The sequence below is a fragment of the Chitinophaga pinensis DSM 2588 genome, assembly GCF_000024005.1.
Classification (GTDB): Bacteria; Bacteroidota; Bacteroidia; order Chitinophagales; family Chitinophagaceae; genus Chitinophaga; species Chitinophaga pinensis.
In genome coordinates, this window is record NC_013132.1 from 2,461,616 (window position 1) to 2,480,194 (window position 18,579).

18 protein-coding genes are annotated in these 18,579 nt (G+C 46.1%); 7 read left to right on the forward strand and 11 right to left on the reverse strand.

Annotation, left to right across the window (positions count from 1 at the left end; genetic code table 11):
- Positions 1-30: 30 nt before the first annotated feature.
- Both CPIN_RS10135 and kdsA read right to left on the reverse strand, forming a co-directional pair.
- Positions 31-435: a hypothetical protein gene (locus CPIN_RS10135; RefSeq protein WP_012789690.1), complete on the reverse strand. Its 405-nt coding sequence runs from the start codon at positions 433-435 to the stop codon at positions 31-33.
- A 181-nt stretch (positions 436-616) separates the two neighbouring features.
- Entirely contained in the window at positions 617-1,441 is an 825-nt protein-coding gene (gene kdsA, locus CPIN_RS10140; protein ID WP_012789691.1) for a 3-deoxy-8-phosphooctulonate synthase, read from the reverse strand.
- A gap of 254 nt (positions 1,442-1,695) precedes the next feature.
- Between kdsA and CPIN_RS10145 the strand changes: the two genes are divergently transcribed.
- From CPIN_RS10145 to CPIN_RS10155, 3 genes are all read left to right on the forward strand, one after another.
- A complete protein-coding gene (locus CPIN_RS10145; RefSeq protein WP_012789692.1) occupies positions 1,696-2,640 on the forward strand; it encodes an L-threonine 3-dehydrogenase, SDR-type in 945 nt (314 codons plus the stop codon).
- A gap of 47 nt (positions 2,641-2,687) precedes the next feature.
- Positions 2,688-3,536: a helix-turn-helix transcriptional regulator gene (locus tag CPIN_RS36480; RefSeq protein WP_012789693.1), complete on the forward strand. Its 849-nt coding sequence runs from the start codon at positions 2,688-2,690 to the stop codon at positions 3,534-3,536.
- A gap of 76 nt (positions 3,537-3,612) precedes the next feature.
- Positions 3,613-4,626, forward strand: coding sequence for a S41 family peptidase (locus tag CPIN_RS10155; protein WP_012789694.1), 1,014 nt, complete (start codon positions 3,613-3,615; stop codon positions 4,624-4,626).
- A gap of 68 nt (positions 4,627-4,694) precedes the next feature.
- On the opposite strand, the gene CPIN_RS10160 is transcribed toward CPIN_RS10155, so the two are convergent.
- From CPIN_RS10160 to CPIN_RS10200, 9 genes are all read right to left on the reverse strand, one after another.
- On the reverse strand, positions 4,695-5,942 hold the full coding sequence (locus CPIN_RS10160; RefSeq protein ID WP_012789695.1) for a sulfate adenylyltransferase subunit CysN: 1,248 nt from the start codon (positions 5,940-5,942) through the stop codon (positions 4,695-4,697).
- A gap of 84 nt (positions 5,943-6,026) precedes the next feature.
- The gene (cysD, locus tag CPIN_RS10165; protein WP_012789696.1) at positions 6,027-6,935 is read right to left on the reverse strand and encodes a sulfate adenylyltransferase subunit CysD; all 909 of its coding nucleotides are present in this window, start codon (positions 6,933-6,935) and stop codon (positions 6,027-6,029) included.
- A gap of 74 nt (positions 6,936-7,009) precedes the next feature.
- Positions 7,010-7,693, reverse strand: a complete 684-nt coding sequence (locus tag CPIN_RS10170; protein ID WP_012789697.1) for a phosphoadenylyl-sulfate reductase — start codon at positions 7,691-7,693, stop codon at positions 7,010-7,012.
- A 415-nt stretch (positions 7,694-8,108) separates the two neighbouring features.
- On the reverse strand, positions 8,109-8,537 hold the full coding sequence (locus CPIN_RS10175; protein WP_012789698.1) for an RrF2 family transcriptional regulator: 429 nt from the start codon (positions 8,535-8,537) through the stop codon (positions 8,109-8,111).
- A gap of 57 nt (positions 8,538-8,594) precedes the next feature.
- On the reverse strand, positions 8,595-9,311 hold the full coding sequence (gene dapB, locus CPIN_RS10180; RefSeq protein ID WP_012789699.1) for a 4-hydroxy-tetrahydrodipicolinate reductase: 717 nt from the start codon (positions 9,309-9,311) through the stop codon (positions 8,595-8,597).
- Positions 9,312-9,339: 28 nt separating this feature from the next.
- On the reverse strand, positions 9,340-10,038 hold the full coding sequence (locus CPIN_RS10185; RefSeq protein ID WP_148230536.1) for a DUF5683 domain-containing protein: 699 nt from the start codon (positions 10,036-10,038) through the stop codon (positions 9,340-9,342).
- Positions 10,031-10,966, reverse strand: a complete 936-nt coding sequence (locus CPIN_RS10190; RefSeq protein WP_012789701.1) for a ParB/RepB/Spo0J family partition protein — start codon at positions 10,964-10,966, stop codon at positions 10,031-10,033. The genes CPIN_RS10185 and CPIN_RS10190 overlap by 8 nt, the downstream gene beginning before the upstream one ends.
- Positions 10,950-11,771, reverse strand: a complete 822-nt coding sequence (locus CPIN_RS10195; protein ID WP_012789702.1) for a ParA family protein — start codon at positions 11,769-11,771, stop codon at positions 10,950-10,952. Before CPIN_RS10195 ends, CPIN_RS10190 begins: the two co-directional genes overlap by 17 nt.
- Positions 11,772-11,870: 99 nt before the next feature.
- On the reverse strand, positions 11,871-12,551 hold the full coding sequence (locus tag CPIN_RS10200) for a metal-dependent hydrolase (RefSeq protein WP_012789703.1): 681 nt from the start codon (positions 12,549-12,551) through the stop codon (positions 11,871-11,873).
- Positions 12,552-12,844: 293 nt separating this feature from the next.
- On the opposite strand from CPIN_RS10200, the gene CPIN_RS10205 reads away from it, so the two are divergent.
- From CPIN_RS10205 to lon, 4 genes are all read left to right on the forward strand, one after another.
- Positions 12,845-14,107 (forward strand): metallophosphoesterase, encoded by a 1,263-nt coding sequence (locus CPIN_RS10205; protein ID WP_012789704.1) that lies wholly within the window; start codon positions 12,845-12,847, stop codon positions 14,105-14,107.
- A gap of 173 nt (positions 14,108-14,280) precedes the next feature.
- Positions 14,281-15,189, forward strand: a complete 909-nt coding sequence (locus CPIN_RS10210; RefSeq protein WP_044218262.1) for a hypothetical protein — start codon at positions 14,281-14,283, stop codon at positions 15,187-15,189.
- 191 nt (positions 15,190-15,380) lie between these two features.
- Positions 15,381-15,998: a porin family protein gene (locus CPIN_RS36485; RefSeq protein ID WP_012789706.1), complete on the forward strand. Its 618-nt coding sequence runs from the start codon at positions 15,381-15,383 to the stop codon at positions 15,996-15,998.
- A 174-nt stretch (positions 15,999-16,172) separates the two neighbouring features.
- Positions 16,173-18,575 (forward strand): endopeptidase La, encoded by a 2,403-nt coding sequence (gene lon / locus CPIN_RS10220; RefSeq protein WP_012789707.1) that lies wholly within the window; start codon positions 16,173-16,175, stop codon positions 18,573-18,575.
- Positions 18,576-18,579 lie beyond the last annotated feature (4 nt).

An 18,579-nucleotide genomic window follows, 5' to 3' on the forward strand; every position in this document is an offset into this window, starting at 1 on the left:
AGCGGATGGATTTTTTGTTTGGTGATTATCTTAATCCAGATGGAAATTGGTCATTGCGTGATAGTGGTTCTGCAACTGATTGACGGTGATGGAACCTTTAATTTCCCTGTGTTCGTCCCGGTAATCCAACCTGGTGGCGGGGTGACCGTCATCAAGGGTGTGCAGTTTTACAGAGAATGGTCCGCGTACATAAATTTGTCCGCCGCCGTTGACTGAGAGCGATTCGTCTTTTTTGAACTTGAGTTTCAGTAACTGTTCTTCATTTAGTGGAATTGAATAAAGGTCCTGCAGGTCATACCAGAATTCCTGTTCTCCGGTTAATACACAAACCTGTTTGTCTTCGCGGTTAACTTCCAATACCTGACCTTCCACCGTATTTCCTTCATACTCCACTAAAACTGTATCTCCTGCTTTTACGTCATGTAAATTGATCATGGTGAGTAAAATTTTTGGGTGTTTAGTATTATAGTTATAGTCTGAAAATGAGTTGGTCGTAGTCGTATCCTAAGATAAGAAATAGTCCATAGACTATAGCTATTTTCCTGTCTTGTTTTTATACAAAAGGCAGGCCAGCTATTGTCTATGGACTATCAACTATAATACGGGGAAGGGTCCCTTATCTTATTACTTCACGGATTCTTACCAGGTCTTCCAGTAATCCTTCCAGCAGATCCAGGTGCAGCATGTTAGCGCCGTCGGACTTCGCTTTGGATGGATCAGGATGTGTTTCGATGAACAGACCATCTGCGCCGGTAGCAATAGCTGCTTTGGCGATAGTGCCGATCAGTTTCGGGTTACCGCCGGTAACGCCGCTGGTCTGGTTAGGCTGTTGCAGGGAGTGTGTACAATCCATGATAACAGGTACGCCATGTTCACGCATAATCGGAATATTGCGGTAGTCTACCACGAGGTCCTGGTAACCGAAGGTGGTACCGCGCTCGGTCAGCCAAACTTTATCATTACCTGCCTGTTTTACTTTTTCAACCGCAAATTTCATGGCTTCGCCGCTTACAAACTGGCCTTTCTTTACATTCACCACTTTACCGGTTTCCGCAGCTGCGATCAGGATATCAGTCTGACGGCAAAGGAACGCCGGGATCTGCAGGATATCCACATACGCAGCAGCCATAGCAGCTTCCGCAGCGGAGTGAATATCTGTTGTAACAGGCAGATCGAATGTTTCTTTAGTCTTTTGTAAGAGGTCCAGTCCTTCCACATCACCAACACCGGCAAAGGAGTTGATACTGGTACGGTTCGCTTTACGATAAGACGCTTTGAAGATATATGGGATATTCAGTCTTTTGCAGATTCCTGAAACTTTTTCAGCTACATGCATCAGCAGCGCTTCATCCTCTACTACACAAGGACCGGCTATCAGAAAAAAGTTGTCAGGATTGTATTGATCCTTAAAAAGGGATTTCAGATGTGTTGTTGCTGACATGATTTTTGTATTTGAGATCGCAAAGTTACGCTATTCTAAGGGATTACTTTTCAGTTGAAGTATCTGGTCTATTTTCTGTAATTGTCATAATATTGTAATGTGAAACCGTGAAATGTTCGCTGGACGTGCATCTCTTACAAAGTAATTTTCCGGATTGTTACCGCATTGTCATGCGCTGAAGGGAGCTGTTCTGAATTACTACAGAAGCTGTTAATATTACGTCTTAATTAAAAAAGCCATTCATTCGAGATAGCATGAAGAAAGATAAAATACTGGTAATCGGCGCCTGCGGGCAGATTGGTGTTGAACTTACACTCGCATTAAGGAAGATGTACGGAGATGCAAACGTAATTGCATCTGATCTTCGCGAAGAACACGACCTGCTGAAGGGGACCGGTCCTTACGTATCCCTCGATGTCATGAACAAAGAGATGCTGCACGTATTGGTTATCCGTCATAATATCACGCAGATCTACCTGCTGGCTGCGATTCTTTCTGCTACCGGTGAAAAGAACCCGCTGCTGGCATGGCACATCAACATGGCGAGCCTGCTGAACGTACTGGATATTGCGAAAGAAGAAGGTATTGATAAAGTGTACTGGCCAAGTTCCATCGCGGTATTCGGTCCGAATTCACCAAAAGAAGACACCCCTCAGCATACCATCATCGAACCTACTACCATTTACGGTATCAGTAAATTTGCCGGTGAACGCTGGTGTGAATATTACAGTCACCGTTATGGCGTAGACGTTCGTAGTCTGCGTTACCCGGGTCTGATCAGCTATAAATCAGCGCCAGGTGGTGGTACTACCGACTACGCGATTGAGATCTTCCATGAAGCGCTTGAAGAAAAGAAATATACCTGCTTCCTGTCAGAAGGCACTTACCTGCCAATGATGTACATGCCGGATGCTATCCGTGCGACCATCGAGCTGATGGAAGCTGATAAAGATAAAGTCAAAATACGTTCTTCCTATAACCTCGGTGGTATGAGTTTTTCTCCGAAAGAGATCGCTGCTGAGATTAAAAAACATATCCCTGAATTCACCATCAGCTATGAACCGGATTACCGTCAGCAGATCGCTGATGGCTGGCCACAGAGCATGGACGATAACCTGGCCCGTCAGGACTGGGGATGGAAACCGGAATTCAACCTGGAGAATATGACGGTGGATATGCTGAAGAACCTTAAAAAGTAAGCGCTTATTCCTACATTTGGCTCAACGCAAACCTTCAAATTTCGCGTATGAAGCTGGAGAACGGGGAATATCTGGGTAAAAACAGCGGTACTTTTCATGTGGACGGACTTATCATCAATAAGACCAGCTATCGTGAGAAAGTATTTGAGGGATGGCATTTTCATCAGAACAACCATCTTTCTTTTATCCTGGAAGGCGGCAACCGTGAATATCGTAAACAAACGGATCAGGTGTTGCTGCCAGGGAATATGGTGTTTTACCCGGGAGGTGAATGGCATCGCAACACCCATACACAACATCCTTCGCTGAATATCAATCTTGAAATAGAAGATCATTTTTTACAACATTATGAGGCCTGCTTCACTGCCGGGTCTCATAATGCTTTTAAGGCCCTGGACAGCCTGCATCAGTCATTCTCTCCGTCTCATAATAGTCCTTTCCAGACCCGGGCAAAACTTACGGCACTCCGCATTTATCATGATTGTCAGGTAGCAGATCAGCATAGTCTGTTATCGGTGCATCAGCAGTTATTGTCACTCTTACAGGCAGCCGGCGACAATGCAAAACCAGGCAGGCAATTATTCGGCGGGCGTGTGGATAAAGTCATTGAATTGCTGCATGACCGTTGGAATGAAAACATCTCCTTACAGGATCTGAGTACAGTGACTGCATTACATCCTGTAACCGTATCCCGGCATTTTACGGCTTATTTTGATTGTTCATTAGGTGAATACATGCGCAGGATCAGGGTGGAAAAATCCCTCCTGCTGGTCAGGCAACACGCCTACTCATTGACCGAAATTGCCTATCAATGCGGCTTCTTTGACCAGAGTCATTTTATACGGGCATTTAAAGCACAGACCGGCTTTTTACCCAAAGCATTCAGGAAATTGTAAGCCGTTCCCAGACTCCGCTAAATCCATCCAATTTTAAGTATACCGGATCATTGAACTTTGCAGAAAAAGAAAGTATATGTACTCCCGGAGCTGCTGGTTAACAGTTATTTATAGTGTTTTTTGCATCGCTGCCTATGCACAGGCGCCTGCTAAAAAAGAGATCGCTGATGCGGTGGATAAAATGGCGGTCCTTTTGAAGGAAAGATATGTTTCGGAGGAGAAGGGATTGGCGATTGCCGCTTACTTACGAACAGCGCTGCAGACAGGTAAATTTACGAATGTGAAAAGCTGGCAGGAGTTTGCACAGCTGGCGACTACAAGCTTGCAGGACTTTAGTCATGACGGGCATCTGTATGTCAGAAATGACCCCATGAGGTGCCAGGAATTATTAGCCGCAGATAAAGCCGCACTGCCGGCAACGGCGGTTGGTAATACGTCGGGTGAAGATCCTTTCTTTTACAGTCCGGTAGCAGCAGATCATAACTATGGTTTTGAAAGTGTGCGTATTGCTGCCGGTAACGTGGGGTATCTGCATCTTTCGGAAATCAATATTTCCCGTAAGAGTCTTTCAACATTATATGCGGCGATGGCATTTGTCGCCCATACAAGCGCCTTGGTCATAGACCTGCGGAATAACGGTGGAGGAGGAAGTGATACAGGGGCTGTCTTTGAAAGCTATTTTCTGCCGTCAGAAACGCCTTTACTGACCTTTACCAGCCGTACAGGCGAACATACCACTGATAGCACGGTAACGTGGCTAAAAGAGCCGCATTATGAGCGTCCTGTGTTTATCCTGATCAATCGTAAAACAGCATCGGCCGCAGAGGCGTTTGCGTTTGTCTTGCAGAAAATGAAAAGAGCGACGGTAATCGGAGAGCCGTCTGCCGGTGCAGCGAATATGAATGTATGGTTACCGGTGAATAAAGACATTTTTATTTCGGTGTCAGAAATGGCGCCGGTATGGCATGGTACGACGGACAGCTGGGAGCAGCGGGGCGTACAGCCGGATTGTGCGGCGCAGACGGAAGCAGCGATCGATGCGTGTATTCACGATAAGATCGGACGGCCGAAGTTCAGACCCGTCCATTAAAAGTATCTGCATAAAAAAAGACGAATGCAAGCTGCATTCGTCTTTTCTATTTTTAGTAGTTGAGCTGCTTATGCTACGAATCCGACAGCCACTGTTGAATTGCTCATTTCATCGATCAGGATGAATGCACCATTTGCAGGATTAGCGTCATAGCTGTCTGCAAATATCGGATGTGCAGTTTTCAGTGTAATCTTACCGATATCATTCAATCCCATTTCCTTTTTATCTTCCAGGATGGTATTGGAGGTAACGTCGATCACATGCCGGATCTGCTGTACTTTCGCTTTTACGCGGTTTACACCATGTTGCAGCAGATAGGCTTTACCAGGCACCAGTTTGGTCTGATCCATCCAGCATACCTGTGCGTCAATTTCTTTCAGCAGGGAAGGTGCATTTTCTGGTTTGGACAGCATACTGCCACGACTGGTATCAATTTCATCTTCCAGTGTGATAACGACGCTCTGGCGGGCTTCCGCTGTAGTGAGTTGTGTTTCGAACTGTTCGATGGTTTTGATACGGCTTTTCTGCTGAGAAGGCAGGGAGATGATTTCATCACCGACATTGAAATGTCCGCTTACCACTTTTCCGGCGAAACCGCGGAAGTCGTGATAGGCGTCTGTTTTCGGACGGATCACTGACTGTACTTTGAAACGTGCAGGGTGACTGCTGTCAGCATGGTCGAAAGTGATCTGTTCCAGGTATTCAAGCAGGGACTCTTCGGAGTACCAGCTGATCTTTTCTGAGCGGGTAGCCAGGTTCTCTCCGTAGATAGAAGAGATCGGGATGTATTTGATAGAAGGCGCTTTGAACGGCGCTTTAGCGATCAGTTGCTGGAAGTCTTCCACGATCTGATTAAAGCGTGCTTCGCTGTATTCTACCAGGTCCATTTTATTCACGCATACTACCAGGTATGGAATACGCAGCAGGCAGGCGATGAAGAAGTGGCGGTAAGTTTGTTCGACGATCCCTTTACGCGCATCGATCAGTATCAGGGATACCTGTGCGTTGGAAGCACCGGTGACCATGTTACGGGTATACTCGATGTGACCTGGTGTATCGGCGATAATGTATTTGCGGGTAGGAGTGGAGAAGTAGATATGCGCCACGTCGATGGTGATACCTTGTTCACGTTCAGCCACGAGGCCGTCTGTCAGCAACGACAGGTCGGTAAAATCAAGTCCTTTGCGTTTGCTGGCAGCATGTAAAGCTTCCATTTTATCCTGTGGGATAGAATGAGTATCATAGAGCAGCCTGCCTATCAGGGTGCTTTTACCATCATCTACACTGCCGGAAGTGGTTATACGTAAAACCTCCATGTTATATTTTTTGAGTGGCGGAGCATTGTGGTGTTCCACCATAATTTTTATACAAGTTAATAAGTGCGTATGCGGCAGGAAGGACTAGAAGTAGCCTGCCTGTTTTCTCTTTTCCATTGCTGCTTCAGAGCGTTTGTCGTCAATACGGGCGCCTCTTTCAGATATCTTGGCTTCTAGTATTTCGGAGATGATATCTTCCAGTTTATCTGCCTCAGAAATAACAGCGGCGGTACAGGTCATATCGCCTACTGTGCGGAAGCGTACTTTCTGGCGGAAAGGCGTTTCTTCTTCTGTGGTATTGAGGAATGGGGAGTGTGGCCAGTACATACCATCTCTTTCGATGATATCTCTTTCATGAGAGAAGTAGATGGATGGGATTTCCAGTTTTTCTCTGCGGATGTAGTTCCATACATCGAGTTCTGTCCAGTTGGAGATAGGGAATACGCGTACGTTTTCACCCATCTGTATTTTACCGTTGAGCATATCAAACAGTTCAGGGCGTTGCATTTTAGCGTTCCACTGACCGAATTCGTCTCTTACGGAGAATATTCTTTCTTTCGCACGTGCCTTTTCTTCATCACGACGGGCACCGCCGATGCAGGCATCGAATTTCAGTTCTTCGATAGCGTCGAGCAGGGTGACTGTCTGGAGGGCGTTTCTGCTGGCGTATTTACCAGTTTCTTCCTGTACTTTACCCTGGTTGATGCTATCCTGCACATATCTTACTCTAAGATCAAGACCCAGTGATTCCACCAGCCAGTCGCGGAACTGAATAGTTTCGGGGAAGTTGTGGCCGGTATCTACGTGTAATAATGGAAAAGGAACTTTACCGGGATAAAATGCCTTTTGTGCCAGGCGCACGATGGTGATAGAGTCCTTACCACCTGAGAACAGGATAGCAGGGCGTTCGAACTGTGCAGCTGTTTCACGTAAAATATAGATGGCTTCGTCTTCCAGTGCCTGCGGAAACTCCCACTGTATTTTATTGGTCATAAGTCTTTTTATTTAAATGTCCCTCGGGGACCAGATGAATCAAATCAGTTACAAGTTATAAAGGGAATGTCAGATCAGCCATGTAAGCCGCATTCTTTTTTTGACAGTTCCCACCACCATCTGCCGGCGCGGGGATGTTCGCCCGGTTCGATGGCACGGGTACAGGGGGCGCACCCGATAGAAATGAAGCCTTTATCGTGCAATTTGTTATAAGGAACATTTTGCGTCTGCAGGTAATTGATCATTTCGTCGTAGCTCCAGTTGATCAGTGGATTGTATTTGTACAGCTGGCGTTGTTCGTCCCATTCCAGGGCGTGTAGCGTCTGGCGGTTTTCAGACTGTTCTGCACGCAGGCCGGTGATCCAGACTTTTACACCTTGGAGGGCACGGTTCAGCGGTACTACTTTACGGATATTACAGCATTCTTTGCGGTTTTCAACAGATTCGTAGAAGCTGTTCGGACCTTTTTCCTGTAGTAATTTCTCTACTGAAGCAGTTTCCGGGAAATAAACTTCAAATGTCTTTTTGTAGCGGGCGCGGGTGAGGTCCATCAGGTCATAGGTTTCCTGAAACAAACGGCCTGTGTCCAGTGTGAAGATTCTGACAGGCAGGTTAGCACGCCAAATCATGTCTGCAATCACCTGATCTTCCTGTCCAAATGAGGTGGAAAAGGCCACCGCTCCGGGAAATGCTGCTGCCAGATACTGCATGGCAGCAATTGGATCTAGCCCTTCCAGTGCTGTACTGATATTCTCCATGTGATCTTATCTCAATACACTGACATTCATCCGTAGTTGCCTGCGAATGCCAGTGATACTTCCTTTAATTATTATTGACAACTGTGTTGTATACAAAAATACATAAACTCTATAAAAAAGATAGGCTTTTTTTAAATGAGGTTCCTTTGTGTAGAGGAGGCAGTGATAGTTATTGGTTATTAGTGAGTTATGGGGGAGGGGGGAATTAAGAATTAAGAATTAAGAATTAAAAATTAAGAATTAAGAATTAAGAATTGAATGCAGCGGAGAGCGGAGCGAACCGTTTATAAACAGAAAGGGCATCCACATTATGGGACGCCCTTTCTGTTATCTGAAGGCGATAAATTAATAATTCTTAATTCTTAATTCTTAATTCTTAATTCTTAATTCCTAATTGACAAAAAGAGTCTTTCCATTATAATATGGACACATTTCTTGTCAATATGTCCTTCAGTGTTTTGGTCTCAAGGATTTTTAGCGTCGCATCTCTCACCTTCCCCATTACGTCGTTCAGGCCGCACACTGCTTCATCCCGGCAATTCTCACATTTTTCATAATAGTTGAGACTTACGCAGGGGAGTAGCGCAATAGCGCCATCCAGCAGGCGGATGATCTTCGCAAGAGGAATTTCCTTCGGTGTTTTCAGCAGGTAATAGCCACCGCCTTTACCTTTTTTACTACCGAGAATTCCGGCATTTTTCAGCTCCAGCAGGATATTCTCCAGGAATTTGATGGAAATGCTCTTTTCCTGTGCTATTTCAGATATCAGAATGGGTCCTTTATCTGCATTCTCTGCCAGGTGTATGAGCGCGTGAAAAGCGTACTGCGTTTTTTTAGACAACATATCGATTCTCCCAGATGATCTAAGAATAATATTGCAAAGATAACAGGTTTTTCTCTCTTACAGGCTCAGTACGTCTTTCATACCGAATACACCATGTTTTCCCAGTATCCATTCTGCAGCCACGACGGCACCTGAAGCAAAACCCTCGCGGGAATGAGCTGTATGTGTGATGCTGATGTCGTCTATGCTGGACGTATAGGTGATGCTGTGTGTACCAGGAGCCGGGTCAATACGTTTGGAGACGATAGACAGTTGTTCAGGCTGTGCCTCTTCGGTATTTACCCATTCTTTTTTACGCTGTACCTTATCCATTACCTGTTCTGCCAGGGTGATAGCGGTACCGCTTGGTGCATCTCTTTTCTGTGTGTGGTGGATTTCTTCCATTTTCACACCGTACTGGGGCTGGTTAGCCATCAGTTCTGCGAGGCGTTTATTGATTTCGAAGAAGATATTCACACCTACGCTGAAATTGCTGGCGTAGAGGAATGCCTGGTGTTGTTCCAGACAGGCGGATTTCACTGTGCCGAGATGTTCCAGCCAGCCTGTGCTGCCGCAAACGACAGGTACATTGGCGGCAAAACATTTCAGGATATTGCTATAGGCAGTTTCCGGACCGGTGAATTCGATGGCCACATCAGCCTTGCTGAGTTCTTCTTTCTCAAGCAGGTGCAGATTACTCAGGTCAATACGATGAACAATTTCGTGTCCTTTGGCAACGGCGATTGCCTCAATTGCCTTTCCCATTTTTCCGTAACCGATAAGCGCTATTTTCATGATATTCTATTAGTAGAAGGGGAGATGATCATCTTGCGCCGAGGGCTAAACCCCGGCTGTAAGTTTTTTTCTTGCCGATATTCACACGCAGACTGAGTCCCAGTGCCTGGTTGTTGATAACAGTGGGAACGATCTTCATACTGAGGTCATCTGACATATTGAAGTCCTTCAGATGGGCGAATACGGTTGCATCTATGATATTGAGGCCGTAGGCCAGTACGAATACGAGTACGGAGTAATCGACGTATTCCCGGTAGGCGTCCCTCAGTGATTTGAGGGAGTTGGGATTGCGATACAGGTTTTCGAACTGGTCTTTGGTATCGTCATTGCCGTCCATACGGATGCGGTAGGCATCGCGGTAGGTACGGTATTTATCCATATTGAAGATGAAGGTACCGGTAGTGATACCGAGTGCAGCGTATACCAGCGGCAATTTCCAGTACTGGCGGTTGTAGATCTGTCCCAGACCTGGCAGTACAGCGGAGTAAAAGGCTGCTTTTCGCGGATTGTGCGGACTGCGTACAGGCGCTGGGGGCACTGAATCTTTTTTAATATAGAGTTCAGTAGAGTCTACCCGGCTATCGGGTTGTTGTTTACGCAGGTATGCGGCTTTCAGGCTGTCCTGAGCGAACAGACAGACGGGCATACAGATAATAACAACCGGAATTACCAGTAAACAGATGCGTGATAAATGAAAGGAGAAAATATTCCCGGACGTTCTAGCCACCGTATAAGTCTATTTTTTCTAAGATGCTGTCGAGTTCTTCGTCGGAGTAGAACTCGATGGTCACGCTGCCTTTTCCATTCTTACTTCTGTCCAGCTTCACTTTTGTTGCAAAATGGGTCGCGAGATTGTCTTCAATTTTCTGATAAGCAGGCGGTAAGGTGATTTTGCCGGCAGCCTTTTTAATGTTGTTCTTGTCGAGGCTGGCTGCTTTACGAACCAGTTCTTCTGTCTGGCGTACAGACAGTCCGTCCCGCATGATCTCATTGAAAACGAAGAGTTGTTTTTCTACGTTTTCCACGGCGATCAGCGCTCTGGCGTGTCCCATGCTGATCTGGCCATTGCGTACGGCAACCTGGATATCAGGTGGCAGTTTCAGCAGGCGTATATAGTTGGTAACGGTACTTCTTTCTTTACCCATACGGTCGGCTACCTGCTCCTGGGTGAGTACACACTCTTCCATGAGGCGTTTGTAGCTAAGGCCGATTTCTATGGCATTCAGATTTTCGCGCTGTAAGTTTTCCAGCAGGGCCAGTTCCAGCAGTTCCTGATCATTTGCCTGACGGATATATGCAGGAATGTCTTTCAGACCCGCCATTTTACTCGCGCGCAAACGTCTTTCACCTGCTATCAGCTGATACTTCTTGGCCCCTATCCTGGACACGGTAATAGGCTGTATCACATCGTGCAGCGAGATGGACATACTTAATTCCTGTAAAGCTTTCTCGTCGAAATCCCTACGCGGCTGTTTCGGATTGATCTCTACCTGATCGAGCGGGATACGCTCCATACCGGTAGCCTGTGCCACGACCTGTTCACCCAGCGCGCTGGTGGTCTGTTTCAGGTCAGTATCAATGTTTTGCAGCAGCGAGCGGATACCTTTACCCAACGCCTCTTTCTTATTAGGATTGCCCTTACTCTGATTGCTCATTGTTAATTGCTAAGATTTTATCTTCCAGGTTAATACGTGTAAAGTTATTCTTTTGCAGAATTTCCTTTGCCAGGTTGAGGTAGTTGATTGCACCGGTACTGGCCGCATCGTACATGATAACGGATTTACCAAAGCTTGGTGCTTCACCCAGTTTGGTATTACGGTGAATGATGGTGTTGAATACGCTTTCTTCGAAGTGTTGTTTTACTTCGTCTACTACCTGGTTGCTGAGACGCAGACGGCCATCGTACATGGTCATCAGGATGCCTTCAATAGCCAGGTTGGTATTCAGACGGCTCTGGACGATCTTAATGGTATTTAACAACTTACCCAGACCTTCCAGTGCAAAGAACTCACACTGTACAGGGATGATCACGGAGTCGGACGCCACGAGTGCGTTTACGGTGATCAGACCCAGGGAAGGGGAGCAGTCTACTATTACGAAATCATAGTCCTCTTTTACAGCATCGATCACCTGCTTCATCACCTGTTCCCTGTTCGGGTGGTTGATGAGCTCCAGTTCTGCACCTACCAGATCAATATGGGAAGGCAGCACTTTCAGGTTCGGCGTATCCGATTCCAGGATGACATCTTTGGCCTGCCCTTCATTTACCATACAGTCATATAAACTCTGCTGTATATTACGCAGGTCAAAACCTAAACCGGTGGTGCTGTTAGCCTGCGGATCCGCATCTACCAGCAATGTTTTATACTCCAGTACAGCCAGGCTGCTTGCCAGGTTAATAGCACTGGTAGTTTTCCCTACCCCACCTTTCTGATTAGCGATTGCAATTACTCTTGCCATTGTTGATTAGGTATTTCTTAGGTTTTCTATAGGACAATAAATAGGCATGGCTGAGGATGTCCCGAAGACCCGTTCACCATGTGAAAGAATATGCTTTTGCTAAAGATCAATGCTACTTCCTATTGCCGGCAGTAACAATTCCAGGCCTGCGGCCGCAAATTGCTGCTGCGTCTTCTCCTTATCTATCTTGATATATCCAAAGGTGTCATAATGAACCCCGATTATACGCTTGCACTCAACAAACCCTGCCGCCACAATTGCATCGTCAGCTCCCATTGTGAAATTATCGCCTATTGGTAAAACTGCAAAATCCAGTTTAGCAAACTTTGGTATGAGTTGCATATCTAAAGTCAGCGCTGTATCTCCTGCAAAATAAAAATTTCCTTCGTCAGTTGTAAATACGAATCCCATCGGATTACCTCCGTAGGATCCATCCGGCATACCGCTGGAGTGATGGGCAACCACACATTTCACGGTTCCAAAGTCAAACTGCCATTTCCCCCCGGTGTTCATCGGATGTACCCGCTCAAGACCTTGTCTGCCCGCCCAGCTTGTCAGTTCATATGCTCCGACAATCGTTGCATTGGTACGTTTTGCCAGTACTACCAGGTCCGCCACATGATCGTCATGCCCGTGGGAGCAAAAGATATAATCTGCTTCTATCTTGTTGATATCCACTGTTTTTGCCAACTCGTTGTGTGTAATGAACGGGTCAAAAACAATCTTCTTTCCTTTAATCTCTATCCCGAAACTCGAATGGCCGTAATAGGTAAACTTCATCCTGCAGGTATCTATATGAACAATAGTATATAACTAACCAAGTGTACAAAAGTACAACGAATAGCCTATAATAAGGTCTAAGCCGCTATTTATTTATTCACAGCGCTTATACAAACAACTTGTTAATTAGTTAAAAATGAATCACTTAATAAAATTTGTTAAAGTAAATCCAAATTCTGCCTTTCCTTACAATATCCGGGATGGCTGTACGTCATACCCGGATACAGCCTTCGGTACCAAAAAAAATGTAAGCTGTACCGAAGGGTTTATTTTTGCAAGGACAAATAAATCATATGCGCACCGGATGGAATTCGATAGTACTGATATTCATACTGTTATTACTGGATCTTTACGTTTTCATGGCCATTAGGGCCATTTTCAGCCACTCTTCAAAGAGAGTCCGCAATATAGCAACCGGCACTTACTGGGCGGTTTCTGCCCTGGTACTCATAACGATCGCTCTTTTGCCCTACCTGAACTGGCAGGACTGGCCGGCCAATACGCGCTCTTATATCCTGACCGTGCTCTTCGGGATCGTTTTTGCGAAAGTACTGGCGGCGGTATTTATGCTGCTGGACGATCTCCGTCGGGGTGTCCAGTGGATCATCAGTTATTTTACCCGGAGATCGCAACGTACAGCTTCCTTACCGGGCGGTATCTCCCGTTCCCGCTTTTTCTCCCAGGTAGCCCTGCTGCTGGGTGGTGGTATGTTTGCTACCCTTATGTACGGATTGTCCAATAAATACAACTACCGGGTACATAAACTGAAACTTTCCTTTAAAAACCTGCCGCCTGCTTTTAAAGGGCTGCGGATCGTGCAGATATCTGATATTCATTCCGGTAGTCTGACTGACAAGGAAGCCGTGATCAAAGGCGTGGAAATGATCAATGCCCAGAAGGGGGATATCATCCTCTTTACCGGCGACCTGGTTAATGACCGTGCTTCCGAGATGGACAACCTCATGGATGTGTTTCGCCAGGTGAAAGCGCCGATGGGGGTTTATTCTACCCTGGGTAACCACGATTATGGTGATTATTACGCCTGGCCGGACAAAGATGCCAATGGTTACAGTGCATTGCGTACGCAAAACCTGGAGCAGCTGAAACAGGTGCACGCCGACATGGGCTGGCGCTTACTGATGAATGAACATGTGACGCTGGAACGTGGCGGACAGGAAATTGCGTTGCTGGGTATTGAGAACTGGAGTGCTATGAGTCGCTTCCCTAAATACGGCGACATGAAAAAGGCTTATGCGGGCGCCTCTCACCAGCCCTTTAAAATACTGATGTCGCACGATCCTACCCATTGGGATGCGCAGGTCAGAACAGAATACCCTGATATTGATCTGATGCTGGCCGGTCATACCCACGGTATGCAGTTCGGTGTGGAAATCCCTGGTTTTAAATGGAGTCCCGCCCGTTTTATCTATAAAGAATGGGCAGGTCTCTATAAAGAAGGTAATCAGCGGCTGTATGTCAACAGGGGTTTCGGATTTCTGGGGTATCCAGGTCGTGTGGGGATCCTTCCGGAGATCACTGTTATCGAACTGGCTTAATTGATTGCGGTGTCCGGTCGGGCCGGACACCATAATCACCGACAGGCAGGCGGTTTCCATCGACTATCAGCTAGGGGCTATCGACTATTTGCGTTATCTTGCAGGCGTATAAAAATGCTCCATGCATGCGCTGCTGCTTTATCATTTTATTTCTGTTATGTAGTCAGGCTGCTATGTGTCAGTCCCTAGCCGAGTTGGAAAAACAACTGGACTCCCTGCTGAGAAAGCGGGAGAAAAGTGAGTTGATCATAGGGGTGGGCTATGGAAACAGTCCGGCGTACGGGAAAAAGACAACGACCTATGAGACGCCGGTTATCATGAAGCCATTTTTATCCCCCACACTTTCCTATTATCATAAGTCCGGACTTTTTGCAAGCGCCAGTTCCTATTACCTGTTTGAGGCAATAGGTAAACCCTGGTTTGAATGGGACCTTTCAATAGGGTATGATTATTCTAAAAACCGGAAATTCCTGACCGGTATATCATACACCCGCTATATTTTCACTGATTCTTCTGATATTCCGGTTACGCCCATCAACAATGAGCTGTTTGCCTATTTTTATTATCGCGACTGGTGGTTACAACCTGGTATCAGCCTTGATCTCGGATGGGGCAGTGCGCAGGAAACCCTGGCCGGTGGCCGTTTAAGCAGGAATCTGTCCGGAACAGACTTTAATATCGTCGGCGCCGTACGTCACCCTTTTATTTTCCTGGATGTACTGAAGCATGACGATGCTGTATTGCTGACGCCATCTATCGGCGTGACTGCGGGAACTGCTAATTACTACAGCAACCTCAAAGCGTTTCAATATATGTCCCGTTCTCCCAAACTGCATTCTGAGTGGAACAGGAATCCGCCGGGGGGCGACAGACCGCCAACTGCCGATGCAGTCAGGAGCTTCCTGAGTTCTTCTACCAAAACCGGTTTTGAAATGAGGGCAGTTGATGTGACCCTCAATGCTTCCTATGTGATCGGAAAGGTGACGATATCCCCGTCCTATACCGTTTTTAAACCATTCCAGGGAGAGGATAAAAGCCTGATCGGATACTTTACTGCAAGATTGGGTCTTACCTTCAAATAATCTGTATACTTCTCACGTTATTAAATTTCCTATTTTATTATCCACACGTTGCCATGTGTTAATAAAAATAGCACGTAATTTGCTACGTGTTATTTAGGGGTATGCTTTGTGAGGAACGTTATCTATAATCAGATCTGGAAAAACCTTTAATAACAATACAATTTTCATCCTCTTCGAAAAAAAACAACTATATGAAAAAACTGTTTCTCGCGATCGCAGTACTCAGCGTGACTGCCGTTTCTACTGTAAATGCTCAGACAAAATTCTTAAGATTCGGTCTTAAAGGTGGTGCAAACCTGGGTAAACTGGACGGTCAGGGTTACAAAGATGGCTTCAAGCTCGGTTACCACCTGGGTGGTTTTGCACAGGTAAATCTTAGCAAAGGTTTTGGTGTACAGGGTGAGTTGATCTTCTCTTCTTCTACTGTAAAAACTACAGACAATTTTAATGAGGTAATCAATCCGGACAATCTGAATGATCCTACCAACAACGACAAAAAAATCAAACTGAACTACCTGAGCATCCCATTGCTGGCAAACATCTCTTTGGGTAGCCCGCGTGTGAAACTACAGGTTGGTCCTCAGTTCAGCGCACTTGTAAGTGACAAGAACGTGATTAAAGGTGCAGACGAAGCTTTCAAAGGCGGCGATGTATCCGGCGTTGCCGGTCTGTGGTTACAGCTGCCTATCATTAATATCAGTGCCCGTTACATCGTTGGCTTCACTGACGTTAAAGGTGTAAGCACTGTAACGGACAGAGGTAACTGGAAAAACCAGGCGATTCAGCTGGGTGTAGGTGTGACATTATAAGATATCGGTCAGATCATATTGCAGGTCACCTCGTCTGAAAGCGGGGTGACTTTTTTAATTTTAGCTTTTTCTGTTCGTGGCATTAATCTTGACAATATACCTATGCTTATAAAAAAGAAAGGAAAAGAGGTCGCAGGCTGACAAATTGGCCGCTTTTCTGTTTAAATTACGCAGATGAATAAATTCTATTTTGCAAACTCGGAAGAAGAGATGGAGTTCATGCCGATTATCCCTCTGAACGAGGAGACTGATGGGCTGGAAGATGATAAAATACCTGATGAACTGGCGTTATTGCCACTTAGAAATACAGTACTTTTTCCTGGCGTAGTGCTGCCAATCACAGTTGGCAGAGACAAATCCATAAAGGCAGTGAATGATGCCTATAAGGCAGATAAGCTGATCGGTGTGGTTGCACAAAAGGATAGTACCGTTGAGGATCCCAACCTTGTAGATCTTTCCAATGTAGGCACTGTAGCCCGCATTGTTAAACTGATAAAAATGCCGGATGGTGGCACAACCATCATTATTCAGGGTCGTAAACGTTTCAAAATCAGTGAAGTAGTTTCGGAAGATCCTTATTTCAAAGCCCGTATCGAATTGTTGCAGGATGAAATAGTGACAGACGATCCGGAATTTGACGCTTATATCTCCTCCATCAAAGACCTGGCAGGTCAGATCATTCAGTTATCACCTAATCTGCCATCTGAAGCCAGCATCATCCTGAAGAACATTGAAAATGAGTCTTTCCTGGTGCACTTTGTATCCTCCAACCTGAACTGTGATCTGAAAGATAAACAGCAGCTGCTGGAAATCAATAACCTGCGCACCCGTGCAGAGTTATTACTGAAGCTGTTACAGGTGGAACTGCAATTGGCGGAGCTGAAAAACAAGATTACCAATAAAACCAAGGCAGATCTCGATAAACAACAACGTGAATATTTCCTGCAGCAGCAGCTGAAATCCATCAAGGAAGAACTGGGGGGCGATTCTAACGACCGTGAGGTAAAGGAATTGCAGCGTAAGGCAGAAACGAAACAATGGACGGAAGCAGCCGCAGAATTATTCCGCAAGGGTATTGAGAAGCTGGAGCGTATGCATCCCAGCACACCGGATTACTCCGTGGTGTACAATCACCTGGATCTGATGCTGGACCTGCCATGGAAGCATTATACAGAAGACAGTTACGACCTGAAAAAGGCGAAAAAGATACTGGACAACGACCACTATGGTATGGACAAGATCAAGGAGCGTATCCTGGAATACCTGGCCGTACTGAAACTGAAAGGTGACATGAAGTCGCCGATCCTGTGTTTTGTGGGTCCTCCGGGTATTGGTAAAACCTCCCTGGGTCGTTCTATAGCCAGTGCGATCGGCCGTAAGTATGTAAGACTCAGCCTTGGCGGTCTGCATGACGAAAGTGAGATCAGAGGTCACCGTAAGACGTACATCGGCGCTATGCCGGGTCGTCTTTTACAGTCCATCCGTAAGGTGAAAACATCCAATCCGGTAATGATCCTGGATGAGATTGATAAGATAGGTAACGACCATCGTGGCGATCCAAGTTCTGCGATGCTGGAAGTACTGGATCCTGAACAGAACGGCACTTTTTATGACAACTACCTGGAGCTGGAATATGACCTGAGCAAGGTGTTGTTTATTGCTACTGCGAATAATATCAATGCGATCAGTCCCGCTTTACGCGACAGGCTGGAAATCATTGACCTGAGTGGTTATTCCATTGAAGAAAAGGTGGAAATCGCGAAGCGTCACCTGGTGCCAAAACAGAAAGAGGCACACGGTTTGAAATCCCTTAAAATGCGTATCAGCAATGGTATACTGGAAAGGATCGTACAGGATTACACCCGTGAAAGCGGTGTACGTGAACTGGACAGACAGCTGGCTTCTATCATGCGTGCAATTGCCAAGGATGTGGCGCTGGAGGAAGAAATTCCGGATAGTTTGACGGAAGAGCATGTGGAGCGTATCCTGGGTAAAGGCCGTTATTCTAATGAGATCTATAAAGTGGGTAATCCTCCCGGCGTAGCCGTAGGATTGGCCTGGACATATGTAGGGGGAGATATCCTGTTTATCGAGACCAGTCTGAGTGAAGGAAAAGGAGAGCTGAAACTGACCGGTAACCTGGGTAATGTGATGAAGGAGTCAGTAAGTACGGCCTTGAGCTATCTGCAGGCACATGCAGCGGAGTTCAAAATCGATCCGAAGTTATTCGGACAGCGTACTATTCACGTACATGTGCCGGAAGGCGCGGTACCGAAGGATGGTCCGAGTGCGGGTATTACCATGCTGACGGCATTGACGTCTGCTTTTACCGGCAGAAAGGTGAAGTCTTACCTGGCGATGACGGGCGAGATCACCCTGCGCGGACAGGTACTGCCGGTGGGAGGTATCAAGGAAAAGATCCTGGCTGCCAAAAGGGCGGGTATTAAGGAAATCATCCTGTGCTGGCAGAATGAAAAGGATATTAAGGAGATCAATCCCGACTATATCAAGGGCCTGAAATTTCATTTTGTAAAAGAAATGAACCAAGTGGTAGATATAGCGTTATTAAAGAAGTAACATT

What these genes read in the sequence shown, in the direction of transcription:
- CPIN_RS10135 (WP_012789690.1), bottom strand. Translation starts at nt 435, where the DNA reads ATGATCAATTTACATGACGTAAAAGCAGGAGATACAGTTTTAGTGGAG.
- kdsA (WP_012789691.1), bottom strand. Translation starts at nt 1,441, where the DNA reads ATGTCAGCAACAACACATCTGAAATCCCTTTTTAAGGATCAATACAAT.
- CPIN_RS10145 (WP_012789692.1), top strand. Translation starts at nt 1,696, where the DNA reads ATGAAGAAAGATAAAATACTGGTAATCGGCGCCTGCGGGCAGATTGGT.
- CPIN_RS36480 (WP_012789693.1), top strand. Translation starts at nt 2,688, where the DNA reads ATGAAGCTGGAGAACGGGGAATATCTGGGTAAAAACAGCGGTACTTTT.
- CPIN_RS10155 (WP_012789694.1), top strand. Translation starts at nt 3,613, where the DNA reads ATGTACTCCCGGAGCTGCTGGTTAACAGTTATTTATAGTGTTTTTTGC.
- CPIN_RS10160 (WP_012789695.1), bottom strand. Translation starts at nt 5,942, where the DNA reads ATGGAGGTTTTACGTATAACCACTTCCGGCAGTGTAGATGATGGTAAA.
- cysD (WP_012789696.1), bottom strand. Translation starts at nt 6,935, where the DNA reads ATGACCAATAAAATACAGTGGGAGTTTCCGCAGGCACTGGAAGACGAA.
- CPIN_RS10170 (WP_012789697.1), bottom strand. Translation starts at nt 7,693, where the DNA reads ATGGAGAATATCAGTACAGCACTGGAAGGGCTAGATCCAATTGCTGCC.
- CPIN_RS10175 (WP_012789698.1), bottom strand. Translation starts at nt 8,537, where the DNA reads ATGTTGTCTAAAAAAACGCAGTACGCTTTTCACGCGCTCATACACCTG.
- dapB (WP_012789699.1), bottom strand. Translation starts at nt 9,311, where the DNA reads ATGAAAATAGCGCTTATCGGTTACGGAAAAATGGGAAAGGCAATTGAG.
- CPIN_RS10190 (WP_012789701.1), bottom strand. Translation starts at nt 10,966, where the DNA reads ATGAGCAATCAGAGTAAGGGCAATCCTAATAAGAAAGAGGCGTTGGGT.
- CPIN_RS10195 (WP_012789702.1), bottom strand. Translation starts at nt 11,771, where the DNA reads ATGGCAAGAGTAATTGCAATCGCTAATCAGAAAGGTGGGGTAGGGAAA.
- CPIN_RS10200 (WP_012789703.1), bottom strand. Translation starts at nt 12,551, where the DNA reads ATGAAGTTTACCTATTACGGCCATTCGAGTTTCGGGATAGAGATTAAA.
- CPIN_RS10205 (WP_012789704.1), top strand. Translation starts at nt 12,845, where the DNA reads ATGCGCACCGGATGGAATTCGATAGTACTGATATTCATACTGTTATTA.
- CPIN_RS10210 (WP_044218262.1), top strand. Translation starts at nt 14,281, where the DNA reads ATGTGTCAGTCCCTAGCCGAGTTGGAAAAACAACTGGACTCCCTGCTG.
- CPIN_RS36485 (WP_012789706.1), top strand. Translation starts at nt 15,381, where the DNA reads ATGAAAAAACTGTTTCTCGCGATCGCAGTACTCAGCGTGACTGCCGTT.
- lon (WP_012789707.1), top strand. Translation starts at nt 16,173, where the DNA reads ATGAATAAATTCTATTTTGCAAACTCGGAAGAAGAGATGGAGTTCATG.